The 15,556-nt window shown below is 62.1% G+C and carries 12 protein-coding genes and 1 pseudogene; 9 read left to right on the top strand and 4 right to left on the bottom strand.

Annotated elements, in window-relative coordinates:
* Positions 1 to 269 precede the first annotated feature (269 nt).
* The 7 genes from AC3WP7_RS07430 (at position 270) to tauD (ending at position 8,423) form a co-directional block, all read left to right on the top strand.
* On the top strand, positions 270 to 2,594 hold the full coding sequence (locus AC3WP7_RS07430; protein ID WP_071492497.1) for a Tex family protein: 2,325 nt from the start codon (positions 270 to 272) through the stop codon (positions 2,592 to 2,594).
* Positions 2,594 to 2,977, top strand: a complete 384-nt coding sequence (locus AC3WP7_RS07425) for a PaaI family thioesterase (RefSeq protein ID WP_034108628.1) — start codon at positions 2,594 to 2,596, stop codon at positions 2,975 to 2,977. The genes AC3WP7_RS07430 and AC3WP7_RS07425 overlap by 1 nt, the downstream gene beginning before the upstream one ends.
* Positions 2,978 to 3,191: 214 nt before the next feature.
* Positions 3,192 to 4,775 carry a glutamate--cysteine ligase gene (gene gshA / locus AC3WP7_RS07420; RefSeq protein WP_071492499.1) on the top strand — a complete coding sequence of 528 codons (1,584 nt, stop codon included), beginning with the start codon at positions 3,192 to 3,194 and terminating at the stop codon, positions 4,773 to 4,775.
* Positions 4,776 to 4,964: 189 nt separating this feature from the next.
* Positions 4,965 to 5,942, top strand: coding sequence for a taurine ABC transporter substrate-binding protein (tauA, locus tag AC3WP7_RS07415; protein ID WP_092248555.1), 978 nt, complete (start codon positions 4,965 to 4,967; stop codon positions 5,940 to 5,942).
* A gap of 16 nt (positions 5,943 to 5,958) precedes the next feature.
* On the top strand, positions 5,959 to 6,738 hold the full coding sequence (tauB, locus tag AC3WP7_RS07410; RefSeq protein WP_092248559.1) for a taurine ABC transporter ATP-binding subunit: 780 nt from the start codon (positions 5,959 to 5,961) through the stop codon (positions 6,736 to 6,738).
* The gene (gene tauC / locus AC3WP7_RS07405; protein ID WP_102593150.1) at positions 6,735 to 7,571 is read left to right on the top strand and encodes a taurine ABC transporter permease TauC; all 837 of its coding nucleotides are present in this window, start codon (positions 6,735 to 6,737) and stop codon (positions 7,569 to 7,571) included. Before tauB ends, tauC begins: the two co-directional genes overlap by 4 nt.
* A 15-nt stretch (positions 7,572 to 7,586) precedes the next feature.
* Positions 7,587 to 8,423 (top strand): taurine dioxygenase, encoded by an 837-nt coding sequence (tauD, locus tag AC3WP7_RS07400; RefSeq protein WP_092248565.1) that lies wholly within the window; start codon positions 7,587 to 7,589, stop codon positions 8,421 to 8,423.
* Between the two features lie 70 nt (positions 8,424 to 8,493).
* Here tauD and mgrA read toward each other — a convergent pair whose 3' ends face one another.
* From mgrA to AC3WP7_RS07385, 3 genes and pseudogenes are all read right to left on the bottom strand, one after another.
* On the bottom strand, positions 8,494 to 9,531 hold the full coding sequence (gene mgrA, locus AC3WP7_RS07395) for an L-glyceraldehyde 3-phosphate reductase (protein WP_092248568.1): 1,038 nt from the start codon (positions 9,529 to 9,531) through the stop codon (positions 8,494 to 8,496).
* 108 nt (positions 9,532 to 9,639) lie between these two features.
* Positions 9,640 to 10,968 (bottom strand): annotated as a pseudogene (locus tag AC3WP7_RS07390) (OprD family outer membrane porin).
* A 161-nt stretch (positions 10,969 to 11,129) separates the two neighbouring features.
* Entirely contained in the window at positions 11,130 to 12,020 is an 891-nt protein-coding gene (locus tag AC3WP7_RS07385) for a LysR family transcriptional regulator (protein WP_102593149.1), read from the bottom strand.
* Positions 12,021 to 12,140: 120 nt separating this feature from the next.
* Here AC3WP7_RS07385 and AC3WP7_RS07380 point away from each other — a divergent pair, with 120 nt between their 5' ends.
* Together AC3WP7_RS07380 and AC3WP7_RS07375 are read left to right on the top strand one after the other, a co-directional pair.
* The gene (locus AC3WP7_RS07380; protein WP_092248574.1) at positions 12,141 to 12,872 is read left to right on the top strand and encodes an SDR family oxidoreductase; all 732 of its coding nucleotides are present in this window, start codon (positions 12,141 to 12,143) and stop codon (positions 12,870 to 12,872) included.
* A 44-nt stretch (positions 12,873 to 12,916) separates the two neighbouring features.
* A complete protein-coding gene (locus tag AC3WP7_RS07375) occupies positions 12,917 to 13,372 on the top strand; it encodes a DoxX family protein (protein ID WP_256575405.1) in 456 nt (151 codons plus the stop codon).
* Positions 13,373 to 13,469: 97 nt separating this feature from the next.
* On the opposite strand, the gene betT is transcribed toward AC3WP7_RS07375, so the two are convergent.
* Entirely contained in the window at positions 13,470 to 15,431 is a 1,962-nt protein-coding gene (gene betT, locus AC3WP7_RS07370; RefSeq protein WP_165447923.1) for a choline transporter BetT, read from the bottom strand.
* Positions 15,432 to 15,556 lie beyond the last annotated feature (125 nt).

The raw sequence follows: 15,556 nt of genomic DNA, 5'->3' as shown, positions 1-15,556 counted from the left end.
CCAGCGAACCCGCGCCCTACAACCGTTGGCGCAATCCCCCCAAGGACAGAACGCTGGTTATAATGCGCCGCCGCCGTGCAGGGCAACGTCAGATCGTTACCGTTTGCTGCCGAGGCTTTTTTCACCCGCTTGTCGCGATTTTTTCGATTTCGAGGGTCAATAGGCAGCCTCTTGACCCAGGCAGCGGCGCCAGTCGGGCCGCTCAACCAGCCTCCCAGGGCCTTGTTTTCCGGGCCTGCGAGCTGCTTTTCAGAATTTCAGGTGGTTTTATGGACAGCATCAACAGCCGCATCGCCGAGGAACTCGGTGTACGCCCACAACAGGTCGAAGCGGCCGTCGCTCTACTGGATGAAGGCTCCACGGTGCCGTTCATCGCCCGTTACCGTAAAGAAGTAACCGGCAGCCTCGACGACACCCAACTGCGTCACCTGGAAGAGCGCCTGCGCTATCTGCGAGAACTCGACGAACGGCGCATCAGCATCCTCGCCAGCATCGAGGAACAGGGCAAGTTGACCCCGCAACTCGAGCGCGACATCAAGCTCGCCGACACCAAGACCCGCCTCGAAGACCTCTACCTGCCTTACAAACAGAAGCGTCGCACCAAGGGCCAGATCGCCCTGGAAGCCGGCCTGGGCGAACTGGCCGACGGTCTGTTCAACGACCCGTCGCTGACCCCGGAAACCGAAGCTGCCCGTTTCATCGACGCCGAAAAAGGCGTCGCCGACGTCAAGGCCGCCCTCGAAGGTGCCAAGTACATCCTCATGGAACGCTTCGCCGAAGACGCCAGCCTGCTGGAAAAGCTGCGCAGCTACCTGAAGCAGGAAGCCATCCTCAGCGCCCGCGTCATCGCCGGCAAAGAGGAAGAAGGCGCCAAGTTCCGCGATTACTTCGAACACGACGAGCCGCTCAAGAGCATGCCGTCCCACCGCGCACTGGCAATTTTCCGTGGCCGCAACGAAGGTATTCTCAGCTCCGCATTGAAGGTCGGCGACGAATTGCCGGGCACCATGCACCCCTGCGAAGGCATGATCGCCCAACAATTCGGCATCCAGAATCAGAACCGTCCTGCGGACAAGTGGCTCGGTGAAGTGGTGCGCTGGACCTGGAAGGTCAAGCTCTACACCCACCTGGAAACCGACCTGCTGGGCGAGCTGCGCGACGGCGCCGAAACCGAGGCGATCAACGTGTTCGCCCACAACCTGCACGACCTGCTGCTGGCCGCCCCGGCCGGCCCGCGTGCCACCCTGGGCCTCGACCCGGGCCTGCGTACCGGCTGCAAGGTCGCCGTAGTCGACGCCACCGGCAAACTGCTGGACCACGCCACGGTGTATCCGCATGTGCCGCACAACAAATGGGACCAGACCCTCGCGATCCTGGCCGCCTTGTGCGCCAAGCACGCGGTGGACCTGATCGCCATCGGCAACGGTACCGCCAGCCGCGAGACCGACAAGCTGGCCGCCGAACTGATCAAAAAATACCCGGCCATGAAGATGACCAAGGTCATGGTCTCCGAAGCCGGCGCTTCGGTGTACTCGGCGTCGGAACTGGCGTCCAAGGAATTTCCGGACCTCGACGTGTCGATCCGTGGCGCGGTATCCATCGCCCGTCGCCTGCAGGATCCGCTGGCCGAACTGGTGAAAATCGACCCTAAATCCATCGGCGTCGGCCAGTACCAGCACGACGTGTCGCAGCTGAAGCTGGCGCGCGGCCTGGACGCAGTTGTGGAAGACTGCGTAAACGCCGTGGGCGTCGACGTGAACACCGCCTCCGTGGCACTGCTGGCGCGAATCTCCGGCCTCAACGCCACCCTGGCACAGAACATCGTCAGCCACCGTGACGAAAACGGCGCGTTCAAAACCCGTGCCGCGCTGAAAAAAGTCGCACGCCTGGGTGAAAAAACCTTCGAACAAGCCGCCGGCTTCCTGCGCGTCATGAATGGCGACAACCCGCTTGACGCGTCTGCGGTCCACCCGGAAGCCTACCCGCTGGTGCAGCGCATCGCCGCCGAGACCGACCGCGACATCCGTTCGCTGATCGGCGACGCCGCTTTCCTCAAGCGCCTGGATCCCAAGAAGTACACCGACGAAACCTTCGGTGTGCCGACCATCACCGACATCCTGCAAGAGCTGGAAAAACCTGGTCGCGACCCACGCCCCGAGTTCAAGACCGCCGAGTTCCAGGACGGTGTCGAAGACCTCAAGGACCTGCAACCGGGCATGATCCTTGAAGGCGTGGTGACCAACGTGACCAACTTCGGCGCCTTTGTGGACATCGGCGTGCATCAGGACGGTTTGGTGCATATCTCCGCGCTTTCGGAGAAATTCATCAAGGATCCCCGCGAAGCGGTCAAGGCCGGTGATGTGGTCAAGGTCAAGGTCATGGAAGTCGACATCCCGCGCAAACGCGTCGGCCTGTCGATGCGCATGAGCGACACCCCCGGCGAGAAAATCGACGGTGCCCGTGGCGCGCGCCCAGGCTCGGCACCGCGCCAGTCGCAAAACACTACGGCTCGCAAGGAAACCGCCACCGCAGCCCCAAGCAACAACGCCATGGCCTCGCTGTTCGCCAACGCCAAGCAGTTGAAGAAGCGCTGATGGAGATCCCGGCCGGCTTGACCCAGAGCGCCTTCAGCGAACTGATCGGCTGCCGCCTGCAACGCCTTGAAGAAGGCGTTGCCGAGGTGGCCCTGACCCTGGAGCCGCAACTGCGCAACCGCGCGGGCAAGCTCCATGGGGGGGCGATTTTCAGCCTCGTGGACATTACGATGGGGCTGGCCTGTTCCAGCGCCCATGGTTTCGACCAGCAGAGCGCGACCATCGAGTGCAAGATCAATTACATCCGCGCCGTGTCGGACGGTGACGTGCTGTGCACCAGCCGGGTGATTCATGCCGGCCGCCGCACGCTGGTGGTCGAGGCGGATGTGTATCAGGACGAAAGACTTGTCGCAAAAGCACAGGGCACCTTCGCTGTCCTATAGCTCCCCACCCCCGATTTGAGTTAATTTCGGCGCTGCACTAACGGCGTCGGAATTTTCTCGCTGCGCTGTAGCCAAATTCATGGAGTGAAGTCGGCATATTCAGAGCGGGTCAAATCGACTCAAAACCAGGCGATCACGCCAGTTTCAACTTCACCCTTGTAGACCGTCCTGCCCACCCCCATATTGGGGCGACTGACGCGTGAAGGAATCCAACTTGAGCGAACTTCTCAACCGCCGCCTGGCCCTGCTCGGCAAGCGCGAACACCTCTCCCTGCTAGAGCAGTGCTTGCACGGCATCGAGCGCGAATGCCTGCGTGTCACCGGTGAGGGTCGACTGGCGCAAACGCCGCACCCCGAAGCCCTGGGCGCCGCGTTGACCCACGAACAGATCACCACCGACTACTCGGAATCGCTGCTGGAGTTCATCACTCCCGCCCTGCCCGACCCGGCCGATACCCTGAGCAGCCTGGACAAGATCCATCGCTTTGCCTATACCAAGCTCGGCAGCGAATACCTGTGGAGCCCCTCCATGCCGTGTCCGTTGCCGGCCGAGGAAGATATTCCGATTGCCTACTACGGCACCTCCAATATCGGCCAGCTCAAGTACGTGTACCGCAAGGGCCTGGCCCTGCGTTACGGCAAGACCATGCAGTGCATCGCCGGCATCCACTACAACTTTTCCCTGCCGGAACAGCTGTGGCCGCTGCTCAAGGAGACGGAAGGGTTTGTCGGCACCGACCGCGACTACCAGTCCAACGCCTATATCGCGCTGATCCGTAACTTCCGCCGCTACAGCTGGCTGTTGATGTACCTGTTCGGTGCTTCGCCGGCTCTGGACGCCGGGTTCCTGCGTGGTCGTTCGCACCAGTTGGAAGTGCTCGACGCCGACACGCTGTACCTGCCCTACGCCACCAGCCTGCGCATGAGTGACCTGGGTTACCAGAGCAACGCCCAGGCGGGCCTCACGCCGTGCTACAACGACCTGGCCAGCTACACCGACAGCCTGCGCGAAGCGGTGGCAACGCCCTACGCGCCCTACGTCGAAATCGGTACGCACAAGGACGGTGAGTGGGTACAGCTCAACACCAACATCCTGCAGATCGAAAACGAGTACTACTCCAACATCCGCCCCAAGCGCGTGACCTATACCGGCGAGCGGCCGATCCAGGCGCTGATGGCCCGTGGCATCCAGTACATCGAAGTGCGCTGCCTGGACATCAACCCGTTCCTGCCCATGGGCATCGACTTGCAAGAGTCGCGCTTCCTCGACGCCTTCCTGCTGTTCTGCGCACTGAACGACAGCCCGCTGTTCGCCAACAACGAGTGCGGCAACGCCACGTCCAACTTCCTCAGCGTGGTCAAGGAAGGTCGCCGTCCGGGCCTGCAATTGCAACGCCAGGGCCAGCCGGTGGACATGAAGGAGTGGGCGTCCGAGTTGCTGGAGCAGATTGCACCGCTGGCTGCCTTGCTGGACGAGAGCCACGGCATCACTGAGCACAGCCAGGCGCTCGACGCCCAGTTGGCCAAGGTCAACGATTCGTCCCTGACCCCGTCGGCCCAGGTGCTGGCGGCGATGGCCGAGCGTAAAGAGAGTTTTGCGCAATTCTCCCTGCATCAGAGCCAGTTGCACGCCGAGCATTTCCGCAAGGAGCCGCTGGCGGCTGAAGAGCAGGCGCGCTTTGAAGAGCTGGCGCGGACGTCGCTGGCGCAGCAAGCTGAGCTGGAGCAGAACGAAGTGGGCGATTTCGATGTGTTTGTTGGGTCGTACCAGGCCAGCATCCTCGCCATCAGCAACTAAGTAAGCTGAAACCGGGGCAAATGTGGGAGAGGGCAAGCCCCTTCTCACATTTGACGTCATTTCAATTCACGATCAGCGCTCACGGTTCTTCTCATAAGCTAATTCGAAAATGTTATTTATTTTCGGATTCTTAGATCATTTAGGCTCCTCACACACCGACCCTCGGCCGCCTGATTGAGGAGCTTCCCCTTGAAACTGCTAACCCCTCTGCGTCTCCTGGCCGCATTGTCCCTGGCCGGTGCCAGCCTGTTTGCCCAGGCGGCGGACGTGACCATCGCTTACCAGACCACCGTGGACCCGGCCAAAGTCGCCCAGGCCGATGGCGACTATGAAAAAGCCACAAACGCCAAGATCAACTGGCGCAAATTCGACAATGGCGCCGACATCATCGCCGCCATCGCTTCCGGCGACGTGCAGATCGGCTACCTCGGTTCCAGCCCGCTGACTGCCGCGATCACCCGCAAGGTACCGGTGGAAACCTTCCTGGTCGCCACCCAGATCGGCGGCGCCGAAGCCCTGGTAGCGCGCAACGGTTCGGGCATCAACAGCCCGCAGGACCTGGTCGGCAAGAAAGTCGCCGTACCCTTCGTGTCCACCGGGCACTACAGCCTGCTGGCCGCGCTGAAGCACTGGAACATCGACCCGTCCAAAGTGACCATCCTCAACCTCGCGCCACCGGCGATCATCGCCGCCTGGAAGCGCGGTGATATCGACGCCACCTACGTATGGGATCCTGCCCTGGGCGTGGCCAAGGAAAACGGCAAGGTGCTGATCACCTCGGGCGAACTGGCCAAGTTCGGCGCGCCGACCTTCGATGCCTGGATCGTGCGCAAGGACTTCGCCGAGAAGCACCCGGAAATCGTCACCGCGTTCGCCAAAGTCACCCTGGATGCCTACGCCGCGTACCGCAAAGACCCACAAGCCTGGCTCGCCGACAAAGGCAACGTCGACAAACTGGTGAAACTCTCCGGCGCCAAGGCCAGCGACATCCCACTGCTGCTGCAAGGCAACGTCTACCCGCTGGCCGCTGACCAGGTGACCCTGCTGGGCGCACCGACCACCAAGGCTGTGACCGACACCGCCGCGTTCCTCAAGGAACAAGGCAAGGTCGACGCCGTGCTGCCGGACTACGCCCCTTACGTCAGCGCCAAATTCATCACTCACTGATCGGGAGTTCATTGCGATGGCCTTGCTACAACTGGAGCGCATCAGCGCACAGTACCCAGGCGCCACAGAACCGGTACTGTCAGACATTTCACTCGACCTGGGGCCCCAGCAGTTGCTGGTGGCTCTCGGCCCGTCCGGCAGTGGCAAGACTTCGCTGTTGAACCTGATTGCCGGTTTCGTCGAACCTTGCGCCGGGCGTATCACCCTCGATGGCGTGCCGGTCAACGGCCCCAGTGCTGAACGCGGCGTGGTGTTCCAGGACGACGCCCTGCTGCCCTGGCAGGATGTGCTGGCCAACGTCGGCTTCGGCCTGGAGCTGGCCGGCGCGCCCAAGGCGCAACGCGAAATACGCGCCCGGGAAATGCTCGCGCTGGTCGACCTGGCCGGGTTCGACAACCGACGCATCTGGCAGCTTTCCGGCGGCCAGAAGCAACGTGTCGGCCTGGCCCGCGCCCTGGCCGCCGACCCTCGTGTGCTGCTGATGGACGAGCCCTTCGGCGCCCTCGATGCCTTCACCCGCGAACAGATGCAGGAGCTGTTGCTGCAAGTCTGGCGGCGCACGGCCAAGCCGGTGTTCCTGATTACCCACGACATCGAAGAGGCGGTCTTCCTCGCCACCGATTTGATCCTGCTGGCGCCCAACCCCGGCCAGATCGTCGAACGCCTGCACCTGGACTTCGGCCAACGCTACGCCGCCGGTGAGTCGGCGCGGGCGATCAAGTCCGACCCACGCTTTATCGAAACCCGCGAACACGTGCTGGGCAAAGTGTTCTCCCAACGGCAGGTGTCCGCATGAGCAGCTACGAACTTCCCGCCACGGTGACCAAACCGGTGGTGCCCGCAGTTGTCCCGGTACGACGCAGCCTGAGCACGCGCTGGATCAGCGTGTTGACCCTGGTCGCCTTGCTGGCCCTCTGGTGGGCCGTGACCGCCAGCGGCTTGATCGAACCGCTGTTCCTGCCGCCGCCGTCCGCCGTGCTGCAAAAGGGCTGGCTGCTGGCGACCACCGGCTATATGGACTCCACCTTGTGGCAGCACCTTGGCGCGAGCCTCAGCCGTATCGGCCTGGGCCTGGGCTTCGCGGTGCTGACCGCCGTGCCCGTGGGGATCGCCATCGGTTCCAACCGAATCGCCCGTGGCATCCTCGACCCGCTGATCGAGTTCTACCGACCGATCCCGCCGCTGGCCTACCTGCCGTTGATCGTGATCTGGTGCGGCATCGGCGAGCTGTCCAAGGTGCTGCTGATCTACCTGGCAATCTTCGCGCCGATAGCCATCGCCACCGCCACCGGCGTGCGCACCGTCGACCCGGCCAGACTGCGTGCAGCGCAGTCGCTGGGTGCCACCCGTGCCCAGTTGATTCGCCATGTGGTCCTGCCGAGCGCCCTGCCCGACATCCTGACCGGCGTGCGCATCGGGCTGGGTGTGGGTTGGTCCACGCTGGTCGCCGCCGAGCTGATCGCCGCCACCAGCGGCCTGGGCTTCATGGTGCAGTCGGCGGCGCAGTTCCTGGTCACCGATGTGGTGGTGCTGGGGATTCTGGTGATCGCCCTGATCGCCTTCGCCATGGAAATGGGCCTGCGTGCCCTGCAGCGTAAATTGGTGCCGTGGCATGGCCAGGCACACTGAGTGAATGAGAACCGCATGAGCAGCCTGACCGTTACCCCATTAAGCACCGCCCTGGGCGCCCAGATCAGTGGCGTCGATATCACCCAGCCGCTGCCCCCTGAACAGCGCGACGCCATCGAACAGGCGTTGCTCACCCACTCGGTGCTGTTCTTGCGCGGCCAGTCGATCACCCCGCAGCAGCAAGCGCGGTTCGCGGCGAATTTCGGTGACCTGCATATCCACCCGATCTACCCCAACGTGCCGGACCAGCCCGAAGTGCTGATCCTCGACACCGCCGTCACCGACGTGCGCGACAATGCTGTGTGGCACACCGACGTGACCTTCCTGCCCACTCCGGCGCTCGGTGCAGTACTCAGCGCCAAGCTGCTGCCGGCGTTTGGTGGCGATACGCTGTGGGCCAGCGGGATTGCAGCCTATGAAGCGTTGTCCGAACCGCTGAAGCGCTTGCTCGATGGGCTGACGGCGACCCATGACTTCACCAAGTCCTTTCCGCTCGAGCGCTTTGGCAACACCGCCGAAGACCTGGCACGCTGGGAAGAAACCCGCAGGAAGAACCCGCCGTTATCGCACCCGGTGGTGCGTACGCATCCGGTGAGTGGGCGCAAGTCACTGTTCGTGAGTGATGGGTTTACCACCAGGATCAATGAGCTGGAACCGGCGGAGAGTGAAGCCATCTTGAAGCTCTTGTTCGCCCACGCGACACGCCCGGAATTTACCATTCGCTGGCGTTGGCAGGAAAACGATGTGGCGTTCTGGGATAACCGCGTGACACAGCACTACGCGGTGGATGACTACCGGCCGCAGCGGCGGGTGATGCATCGGGCGACGATTCTTGGGGATGTGCCGTTCTAAGGCCAGGCCCGTTAGTCATCACACCAGAAATCAAATGTGGGAGGGGGTTGCTCCCTCCCACATGGACTGTTTATTCAGCCGTGGATGGCTTTTCCCACAGGTTGATCCCGCCTTCCTGGGCAAACCGATCGATCTCCGCCAGTTCTTCCACGCTAAAGTTCAAGTTCTTCAACGCACCGACGTTCTCGATAATCTGCTCCGGCCGGCTTGCACCGATCAGCGCACTGGTCACCCGTGGATCACGCAACGTCCAGGCCAGTGCCAGTTGGGCCAGGCTCTGACCACGACGCTGGGCGATCTCGTTCAGCGCACGCACGTGGGCGATGTTGGTTTCGGACAGGTGCTTGGCCTGCAACGAACCACCGCCCGGGCGATTCACCCGTGCATCCGCCGGTACGCCGTTGAGGTACTTGTCGGTCAGCAAACCCTGGGCCAGCGGCGTGAAGGCAATCACCCCGGCGCCGAGCTCTTCGGTGGTGTCCAGCAGGTCTTTTTCCACCCAGCGGTTGAGCAGGTTGTAGGCCGGCTGGTGAATCAGCAGCGGCACTTTCCACTCTTTGAGCAGGGCGGCGATTTCGCGGGTTTTTACCCCTGAGTAGGACGAGATACCGATGTACAACGCCTTGCCTTGTTGCACAGCAGTGGCGAGGGCACTGGCGGTTTCTTCCAGGGGGGTGTCGGCGTCAAAACGGTGGGAATAGAAGATATCCACATAGTCGACACCCAGGCGTTGCAGGCTCTGGTCGAGGCTGGCCAGCACGTACTTGCGCGAACCTCCGCCCTGGCCGTAAGGGCCGGGCCACATGTCCCAGCCGGCCTTGCTGGAGATGATCAGTTCGTCGCGGTAGTGCTTGAAGTCTTCACGCAGCAAACGGCCGAAGTTGATCTCGGCGCTGCCGTAGGGCGGGCCATAGTTGTTGGCCAGGTCGAAGTGGTTGATCCCCAGGTCGAACGCGGTGCGCAGCAAGGCGCGCTGGGTGTCGATCGGGGTGCTGTCGCCAAAGTTGTGCCACAGGCCCAGGGACAGTGCGGGCAGCACCAGCCCACTGCGGCCTACGCGGCGATACGGGATAGATTCATAGCGGTTTTCGGCAGCAATGTAAGTCATCGAATCCTCTCTTGGACGTCGGCAAATAAGGCCTGGGAATAAGGGTATTCCCAGGCCTTTTAACCAGCTGAATCGCTTAAGTCTGCCGTTCCGTTCTACAGCAATTGCCTACCAGAGTGGAACGACATAACTCACATAGAAGCGGTTTTCATCTTGCACGGTAGCACCGCTGATGTCCGGGCTGGCATGGGCGTTTTTCCAGGTGACACCCAGGCCTTTGAGGGTGCCGGTAGGCACTTGATACGCCACGGCGACGTTACGTTCCCATTCGCTGGTAGTGCCTTGCGCCGTGCGGATGTCATCGCCGTGGGCATAGGCGGCGGAGAACGTCAGGCCCGTGAGGCCAAGCTTACCGAAGTCATACTTGTACTGCGCAAGCCAAGTGCGCTCACCGGCGTGTTGAAATTTATTCAACTGCATGTTGGTCAGCGCCGGCGTGTCGGCGCCTGAGCCTGGGCCCTGGCGGTTGTCGCCGCTGTTCAGGCCGGAATCCAGGTAGGGGAAGTCGCTGTCGCCGCTGTTCTTCTGGATGCCCAGGCCGACGGTATGACCGTCCAGGCTGTAGCTCTCAAGCAGGCTGGCGGTGGTCTGATTGATACGCCCCTTGCCCGTGCCGTCACCGTAGAGGCCGGCGGCTGCGTAGTCTTTGTCGCCATCGGCGTTGCCGCCCACGCCCAGGCTGCGGAACACCCGCAAGTCGGTGTCGATCGCGCCCACGGACAAGGCGTCATGCCGCTTGGCGCCGAGGAAGAACTGCTGGTAGTAATCCTCAAGGTTGGAGTACCACAGGCTGACCGTGGTGTTCTGGATGCCAGTGTAGTCCGCACCGCCGAACAGGAAGCGATCGCTCTCTTTGGTGCCACCGGCGGTGATCATGCCCTGGTCGCCGGTTTCGTTGCGGATCTTGGTCTTGAAGATATCGCCGCCGGTGAAGGTGAAGTCACTGAGGTCCTTGGACACCAGCTGTACACCCGTGTTGGTCTGCTGGTAAAGGCGTCCGTCGGTGTTGGCCAGCACCGGGTTGTTGCCGTAGAGCGTACCCAAGCGCAATTAATCCTTGGCGAAACGCATCTTGAACGTCGGGCTCAACACACCGAACTGGTCGGCGGACTTGCCGTTGTCCAGCGGGAACATGCTGCCCGGGTAGCGGCCCTGGTGATCCTTGTCGTTGAGGTCGCCGCCAGAGTCCAGCTTCAACCCATAGAACGCCTGCAGGTCCAGGCCAAACCCCACCGGGCCTTCGGTGTAGCCGGACTTGAAGTTGAACTCGAAACCCTGGCCCCAATCGCGAATGCTGTGGGCCTTGGCGTTGCTGTTCACCACGTCACGCCCCTGCTGGTTGAGGTAGCGGTTGAGCAGGGTCACATCGGCGTGGCTGTCATCGATAAAATCGGCATGGGCGGACAGCATAAAGCTCGCCATGGCGGCACCCACCATAGGGCTTATCAACGTCTTCATTGGTACCGGTCTCCGTCACTGTTCTGAAATGAAAGCGTCAAACGCTTCACACAATTACGCAGTGACCAGATGACAGTTACGCGTCAAACCGTGGCGTGAACGGATGAAATTAAATTTAAGAAACCCTTCTATTACAAGGCTTAGCGGGCATTTTCGAAGACTTCGGCAAGCCAGTCGACGAACACCCGCACCCTCGGCGACAAGTGTCGGTTCTGCGGATACAACACCGACACCGGCATCGACGGCGGCGGTGTGTCAGGAAGGATTTCATGCATCACGCCCTGCTCGATCAATTCGGCCATGCGGTAGTGCGGGCACTGGATAATGCCCAATCCCGCCACCGCGCTGGCCGAATAAATCTCGGCGCCGAACACCGACAGCGCACCCTGGATACTCACTTCCTGCAGCTCGCCGTCCACCATGAACTCGAAGGGAAACAGTTTGGCCGTGGTGCGCGAAACATAGTTCACCGCGCGGTGCTCACTCAGCTCGGCCAGGCTCTTGGGTTCGCCGTATTTACGCAAGTACGCAGGGCTTGCGCAGGTGACCTGGCGCAGGTTGGCGACGCGTCGGCCGATCAGCGCGGAGTCACCCAGGGCGCCTGCGCGCAGCACGCAATCCACGCCTTCGGCGATCAGGTCGACAAAGCGATCCGCCTCGCTGATCGACAGCTCGATCTCCGGGTAACGCGCCATGAATTGCGGCAGTGCCGGCACCACAAAATACTTGGCCAGCGTACCGTGCAAATCCACGCGCAAACGGCCCTTGGGCGCCACGCTGCGAAATGCCAGTTCGGCCTCTTCCAGCTGCGCCAGCAACTGCAAACAGCGTTGGTAATACGCCTCGCCATCCAGGGTCGGGCGCACCCGGCGGGTGCTGCGTTCCAGCAGGCGCGTGCCCAGCCACGCTTCGAACTGGTTGAGGGTGTGGGTCAGGGTCGCCCGGGGCAGATTCAGGTCATCGGCCGCCAGCGTGAAGCTGGAACGCTCGTAAATCCGCACGAAAACCTTCATGGCCTTGACTTGATCCACGCTGCACTCCGTCGCGCCGATTGTTGGCGATTATTGAACAGTCAAGGCAACTCTGGCGCATTTATCGCCCTGGGTAAACATGTGAACCTGCTTCCACCTACCGTTAAAGGAACCCAGATCATGACGACTCAAGTAGCAATCATCACCGGCGCTTCCCGTGGCATCGGCGCCGTCATTGCCAAGCAACTCGCCGCCGACGGTTACGCCGTGGCCATCAACTACGCCAGCAGTGCCACCGAGGCGTCGAAACTGGTGGTGGAACTGCGCCAGGCCGGTCACCGGGCCATAGCGATTCAAGGCGACGTCGCCAACCCCGCCGACATCACGCGCCTGTTCGACCAGGCCGAGGCACAGTTGGGCAAGGTCGACGTACTGATCAACAACGCCGGCATCCTCAAGACCCTGCCCCTGGCCCAGCACAGCGATGAGCTCTACAACCAGAACTTCGATATCCACACCCGTGGCACCTTCAACGCCCTGCGTGAAGCCGCCACGCGCCTGAACGACGGCGGGCGCATCGTCAACTTTTCCAGCAGTACCGTCGGCCTCAACTTCCCCGGCTACGCGGTGTACATCGCCAGCAAGGCGGCGGTGGAATCCCTGACTCAAGTGTTCGCTAAAGAGATGCGCGGGCGCCGGATTACCGTCAACGCGGTGGCGCCAGGCCCGGTCGCCACCGAACTGTTCCTTCACGGCAAGACCGAAGAACAGATCCACGGCATGGCCAAGATGCCGCCGCTGGAACGCCTGGGCCAACCGGAAGATGTCGCCCGCGTGGTGGCGTTTCTGGTGAGCCCGGCCGGTGGCTGGGTGAATGGGCAAATCCTGCGCGCCAATGGCGGGCTGGTCTGAGTCGTACATCTGGGCCAGCGATGTTCACTTTGTGGAGTTCTTTCATGCCAACCTTATCGATCCCCGCACTCGCCCCGCTTTACCGCTTTGCCGAACCCCTTGCCTACGCGCTGCTGCGCGCAGGTTTCGGGGTAATCATGCTCACCCACGGCCTGCCCAAATTGCTGGGCCGTGCACATGGTTCGATGGCCGACCCGATGGCGGCATCCATCAACCTGATCGAGAACCGCCTGCACCTGCCGCAGCCGGAGTTGATCGGCCTGCTGGTCGCGTTGTTGGAAGCGGTGGGCGGGTTGCTGTTGATCCTCGGCCTGGGCACACGGCTGGTCGCGGCCATGATGACCGTGCAGATGCTGACCATTGCTTACTTATTGGGGCCGACGTGGGCATGGATCGACCGGGGCATCGAGTACCCGGTACTGATGGCGCTGCTAGCGTTGTACCTGGTGTTTCGCGGTGCAGGCCACTACTCCCTGGACAGTGCGTTGGGCAAGGGGTAGTCACTGCCGGCCAGCCCAGGTGTCAGAGCTGGTGATCGGCAGTGGCGTGTTCGGCGCGCCGTGAGTGGCACTGGCCCTGTACATCAGGGCCTGAACCTCAGCGCACCAGGTGCAGGAACTGCAGGTGTCGCTCGTACTGGTCGAGGATGTCGTTGATGATCTGCTCCTTGGTGTAGCCCACCAGGTCGTAGTCCTGGCTGCCCTCGGCCAAGTGCACTTCCGCGCGGTAGTAGCGGCGGTTGTTGATCTCCTTGGAGCCCATGCCGCCACGGGCGAACGACGGCGTGAAGTAGCCGCGCATCTGCACCTGGTAGACGAAGGGATGTTCCTCGCCATGGCCGATTTCCAGGCTGACGCTGTCGTTGGAAGGGTCGGGCTGGGTGACCACACTCAGGCCCTTCTCGACGAACACCGCCGTTACCTCCTCAATCGCCGGACGCACGGTTGATTCCAGGAAGCGATACACCTCATCCCGCGACGGGAAATGCACCGCCTGGCTCAAACGCTGACGCCAGCCACCTCGGCCCTTGCGCGCCGCCGAAACCGGCGCCAGCGAATGCAACTGGGCGATCTGCTTTTGCGACTCCAGGTAGAACGCCTTGTGCAGCCCCCACATCATCAGCAGCAGGATCATCGAGAACGGCAGCGAGGTCAGTACTACCGCTGACTTGAGCGAATCAATACTGCCGGCGAACAGCAAGGCGCTGGTGACCAGCGCGGTCATCGCCCCCCAGAACACACGCAGCCATTTCGGTCCGTCTTCATCGGCGTTGCCGCCCTTGGACGACAGGGTCGACAGCACCACGGTGCCGGAGTCGGCCGAGGTGACGAAGAACACGAAGCTGATAAACACCGTGACCGCGATGACGGTTTTGCTCCAGGGGTAGGTTTCCAGCAGCAGGTAGAGACTCATCGACGGATCATCGATGGCCGACTGGCCGAGCGCGGCCATGCCGTGGTTGAGCACCTGGTCGATGGCGCTGTTGCCGAAGATCGACATCCAGGCCAGGGTGAAACCCAGCGGGATCAGCAGCACGCCGAACACGAATTCGCGGATGGTACGACCACGGGAAATCCGTGCGATAAACAGGCCCACGAACGGCGACCATGCAATCCACCAGGCCCAGTAGAACACGGTCCAGCCACCCAGCCAGTCGCTGGGTTTGTCGTAGGCGTATACGTCGAAACTCTTGGTCGGCAAGGCGCCCAGGTAGTCGCCGATGTTCTGGATCAGGGTGTTAAGCAAATGCTGGGTAGGCCCGGCGAACAACACGAACAGCAGCAGCGCACAGGCCAGCAGCATGTTGATGTCGGACATCACCCGCACGCCCTTGTCGACGCCGGCCACAGCGACCAGGATCGCGGCGCCCATCATCAGCGTGATGAGACCGACCTGGATCCACTGGGTATGGGCAATGCCAAACAGATAATCGAGACCGGAGTTGAGGTGCAGCACCCCAAAACCCATATCCGCGCCGAGGCCGAACACCGTGGCGATAATGCCAAAGCCATCCACCGCGTAACCGATGGGGCCATTGATGCGTTTGCCAATCAGCGGGTACAGCGCCGAGCGCAACGCCAGCGGCAGGTTATGCCGGTAGGCAAAGTACGCCAGGGCCATGCCCACAAACGCGAACACGCCCCAGCCATGCAGGCCCCAGTGCAGAAACAGGATCTGCATGGCCTGGCGCGCAGCGTCGGCGTTCATCGGCGCGCCCTGCGGCGGTTGCACCAGGTGCGTCAGCGGCTCGGAGACGCAGAAGAAGAACAGCGTGATGCTGATCCCGGCGGCGAACAGCATGCCGGCCCAGGACAGGTAACTGAATTCGGGCTCGTCGTGGTCGGCACCGAGTTTTATCTTGCCGTAGCCCGATAGCGCGGTGACCACCACGAAGACCAGATACAGGGTCATCGCCAGCATGTAGTACCAGCCGACCGTGTTGGCCGCCCAGTTTTGCGCCGCCAGCAGCCAGGCACCGGCCTGTTGCGGGATAGCGATGACGGTGATGCCGAACAGCAGGATAAACGTCGCGGCAAAGTAGAAGACCGGCGCATTCATGCGCACCAGGCCGCTGGATGGGGTGGACGATGCACTCATGAACGATGCACCCCAAGGATGAGGGATATGGCTGTGAAAAACGGACTCAGCAAAGGTAAGCCTCCTGTTGTGAGCGGGCAGCGAAC

It is taken from the genome of Pseudomonas sp. FW305-3-2-15-C-LB1, assembly GCF_058787615.1.
Note: the sequence above shows the minus strand (reverse complement) of the source record. Positions and strands in the feature narration are given on the sequence as shown.

Excerpts from the sequence above, each read along its gene's own strand:
- AC3WP7_RS07380 (WP_092248574.1), top strand. The coding sequence starts at position 12,141 with ATGACGACTCAAGTAGCAATCATCACCGGCGCTTCCCGTGGCATCGGC.
- tauD (WP_092248565.1), top strand. The coding sequence starts at position 7,587 with ATGAGCAGCCTGACCGTTACCCCATTAAGCACCGCCCTGGGCGCCCAG.
- mgrA (WP_092248568.1), bottom strand. The coding sequence starts at position 9,531 with ATGACTTACATTGCTGCCGAAAACCGCTATGAATCTATCCCGTATCGC.
- tauC (WP_102593150.1), top strand. The coding sequence starts at position 6,735 with ATGAGCAGCTACGAACTTCCCGCCACGGTGACCAAACCGGTGGTGCCC.
- AC3WP7_RS07425 (WP_034108628.1), top strand. The coding sequence starts at position 2,594 with ATGGAGATCCCGGCCGGCTTGACCCAGAGCGCCTTCAGCGAACTGATC.
- betT (WP_165447923.1), bottom strand. The coding sequence starts at position 15,431 with ATGAATGCGCCGGTCTTCTACTTTGCCGCGACGTTTATCCTGCTGTTC.
- tauB (WP_092248559.1), top strand. The coding sequence starts at position 5,959 with ATGGCCTTGCTACAACTGGAGCGCATCAGCGCACAGTACCCAGGCGCC.
- AC3WP7_RS07430 (WP_071492497.1), top strand. The coding sequence starts at position 270 with ATGGACAGCATCAACAGCCGCATCGCCGAGGAACTCGGTGTACGCCCA.
- AC3WP7_RS07375 (WP_256575405.1), top strand. The coding sequence starts at position 12,917 with ATGCCAACCTTATCGATCCCCGCACTCGCCCCGCTTTACCGCTTTGCC.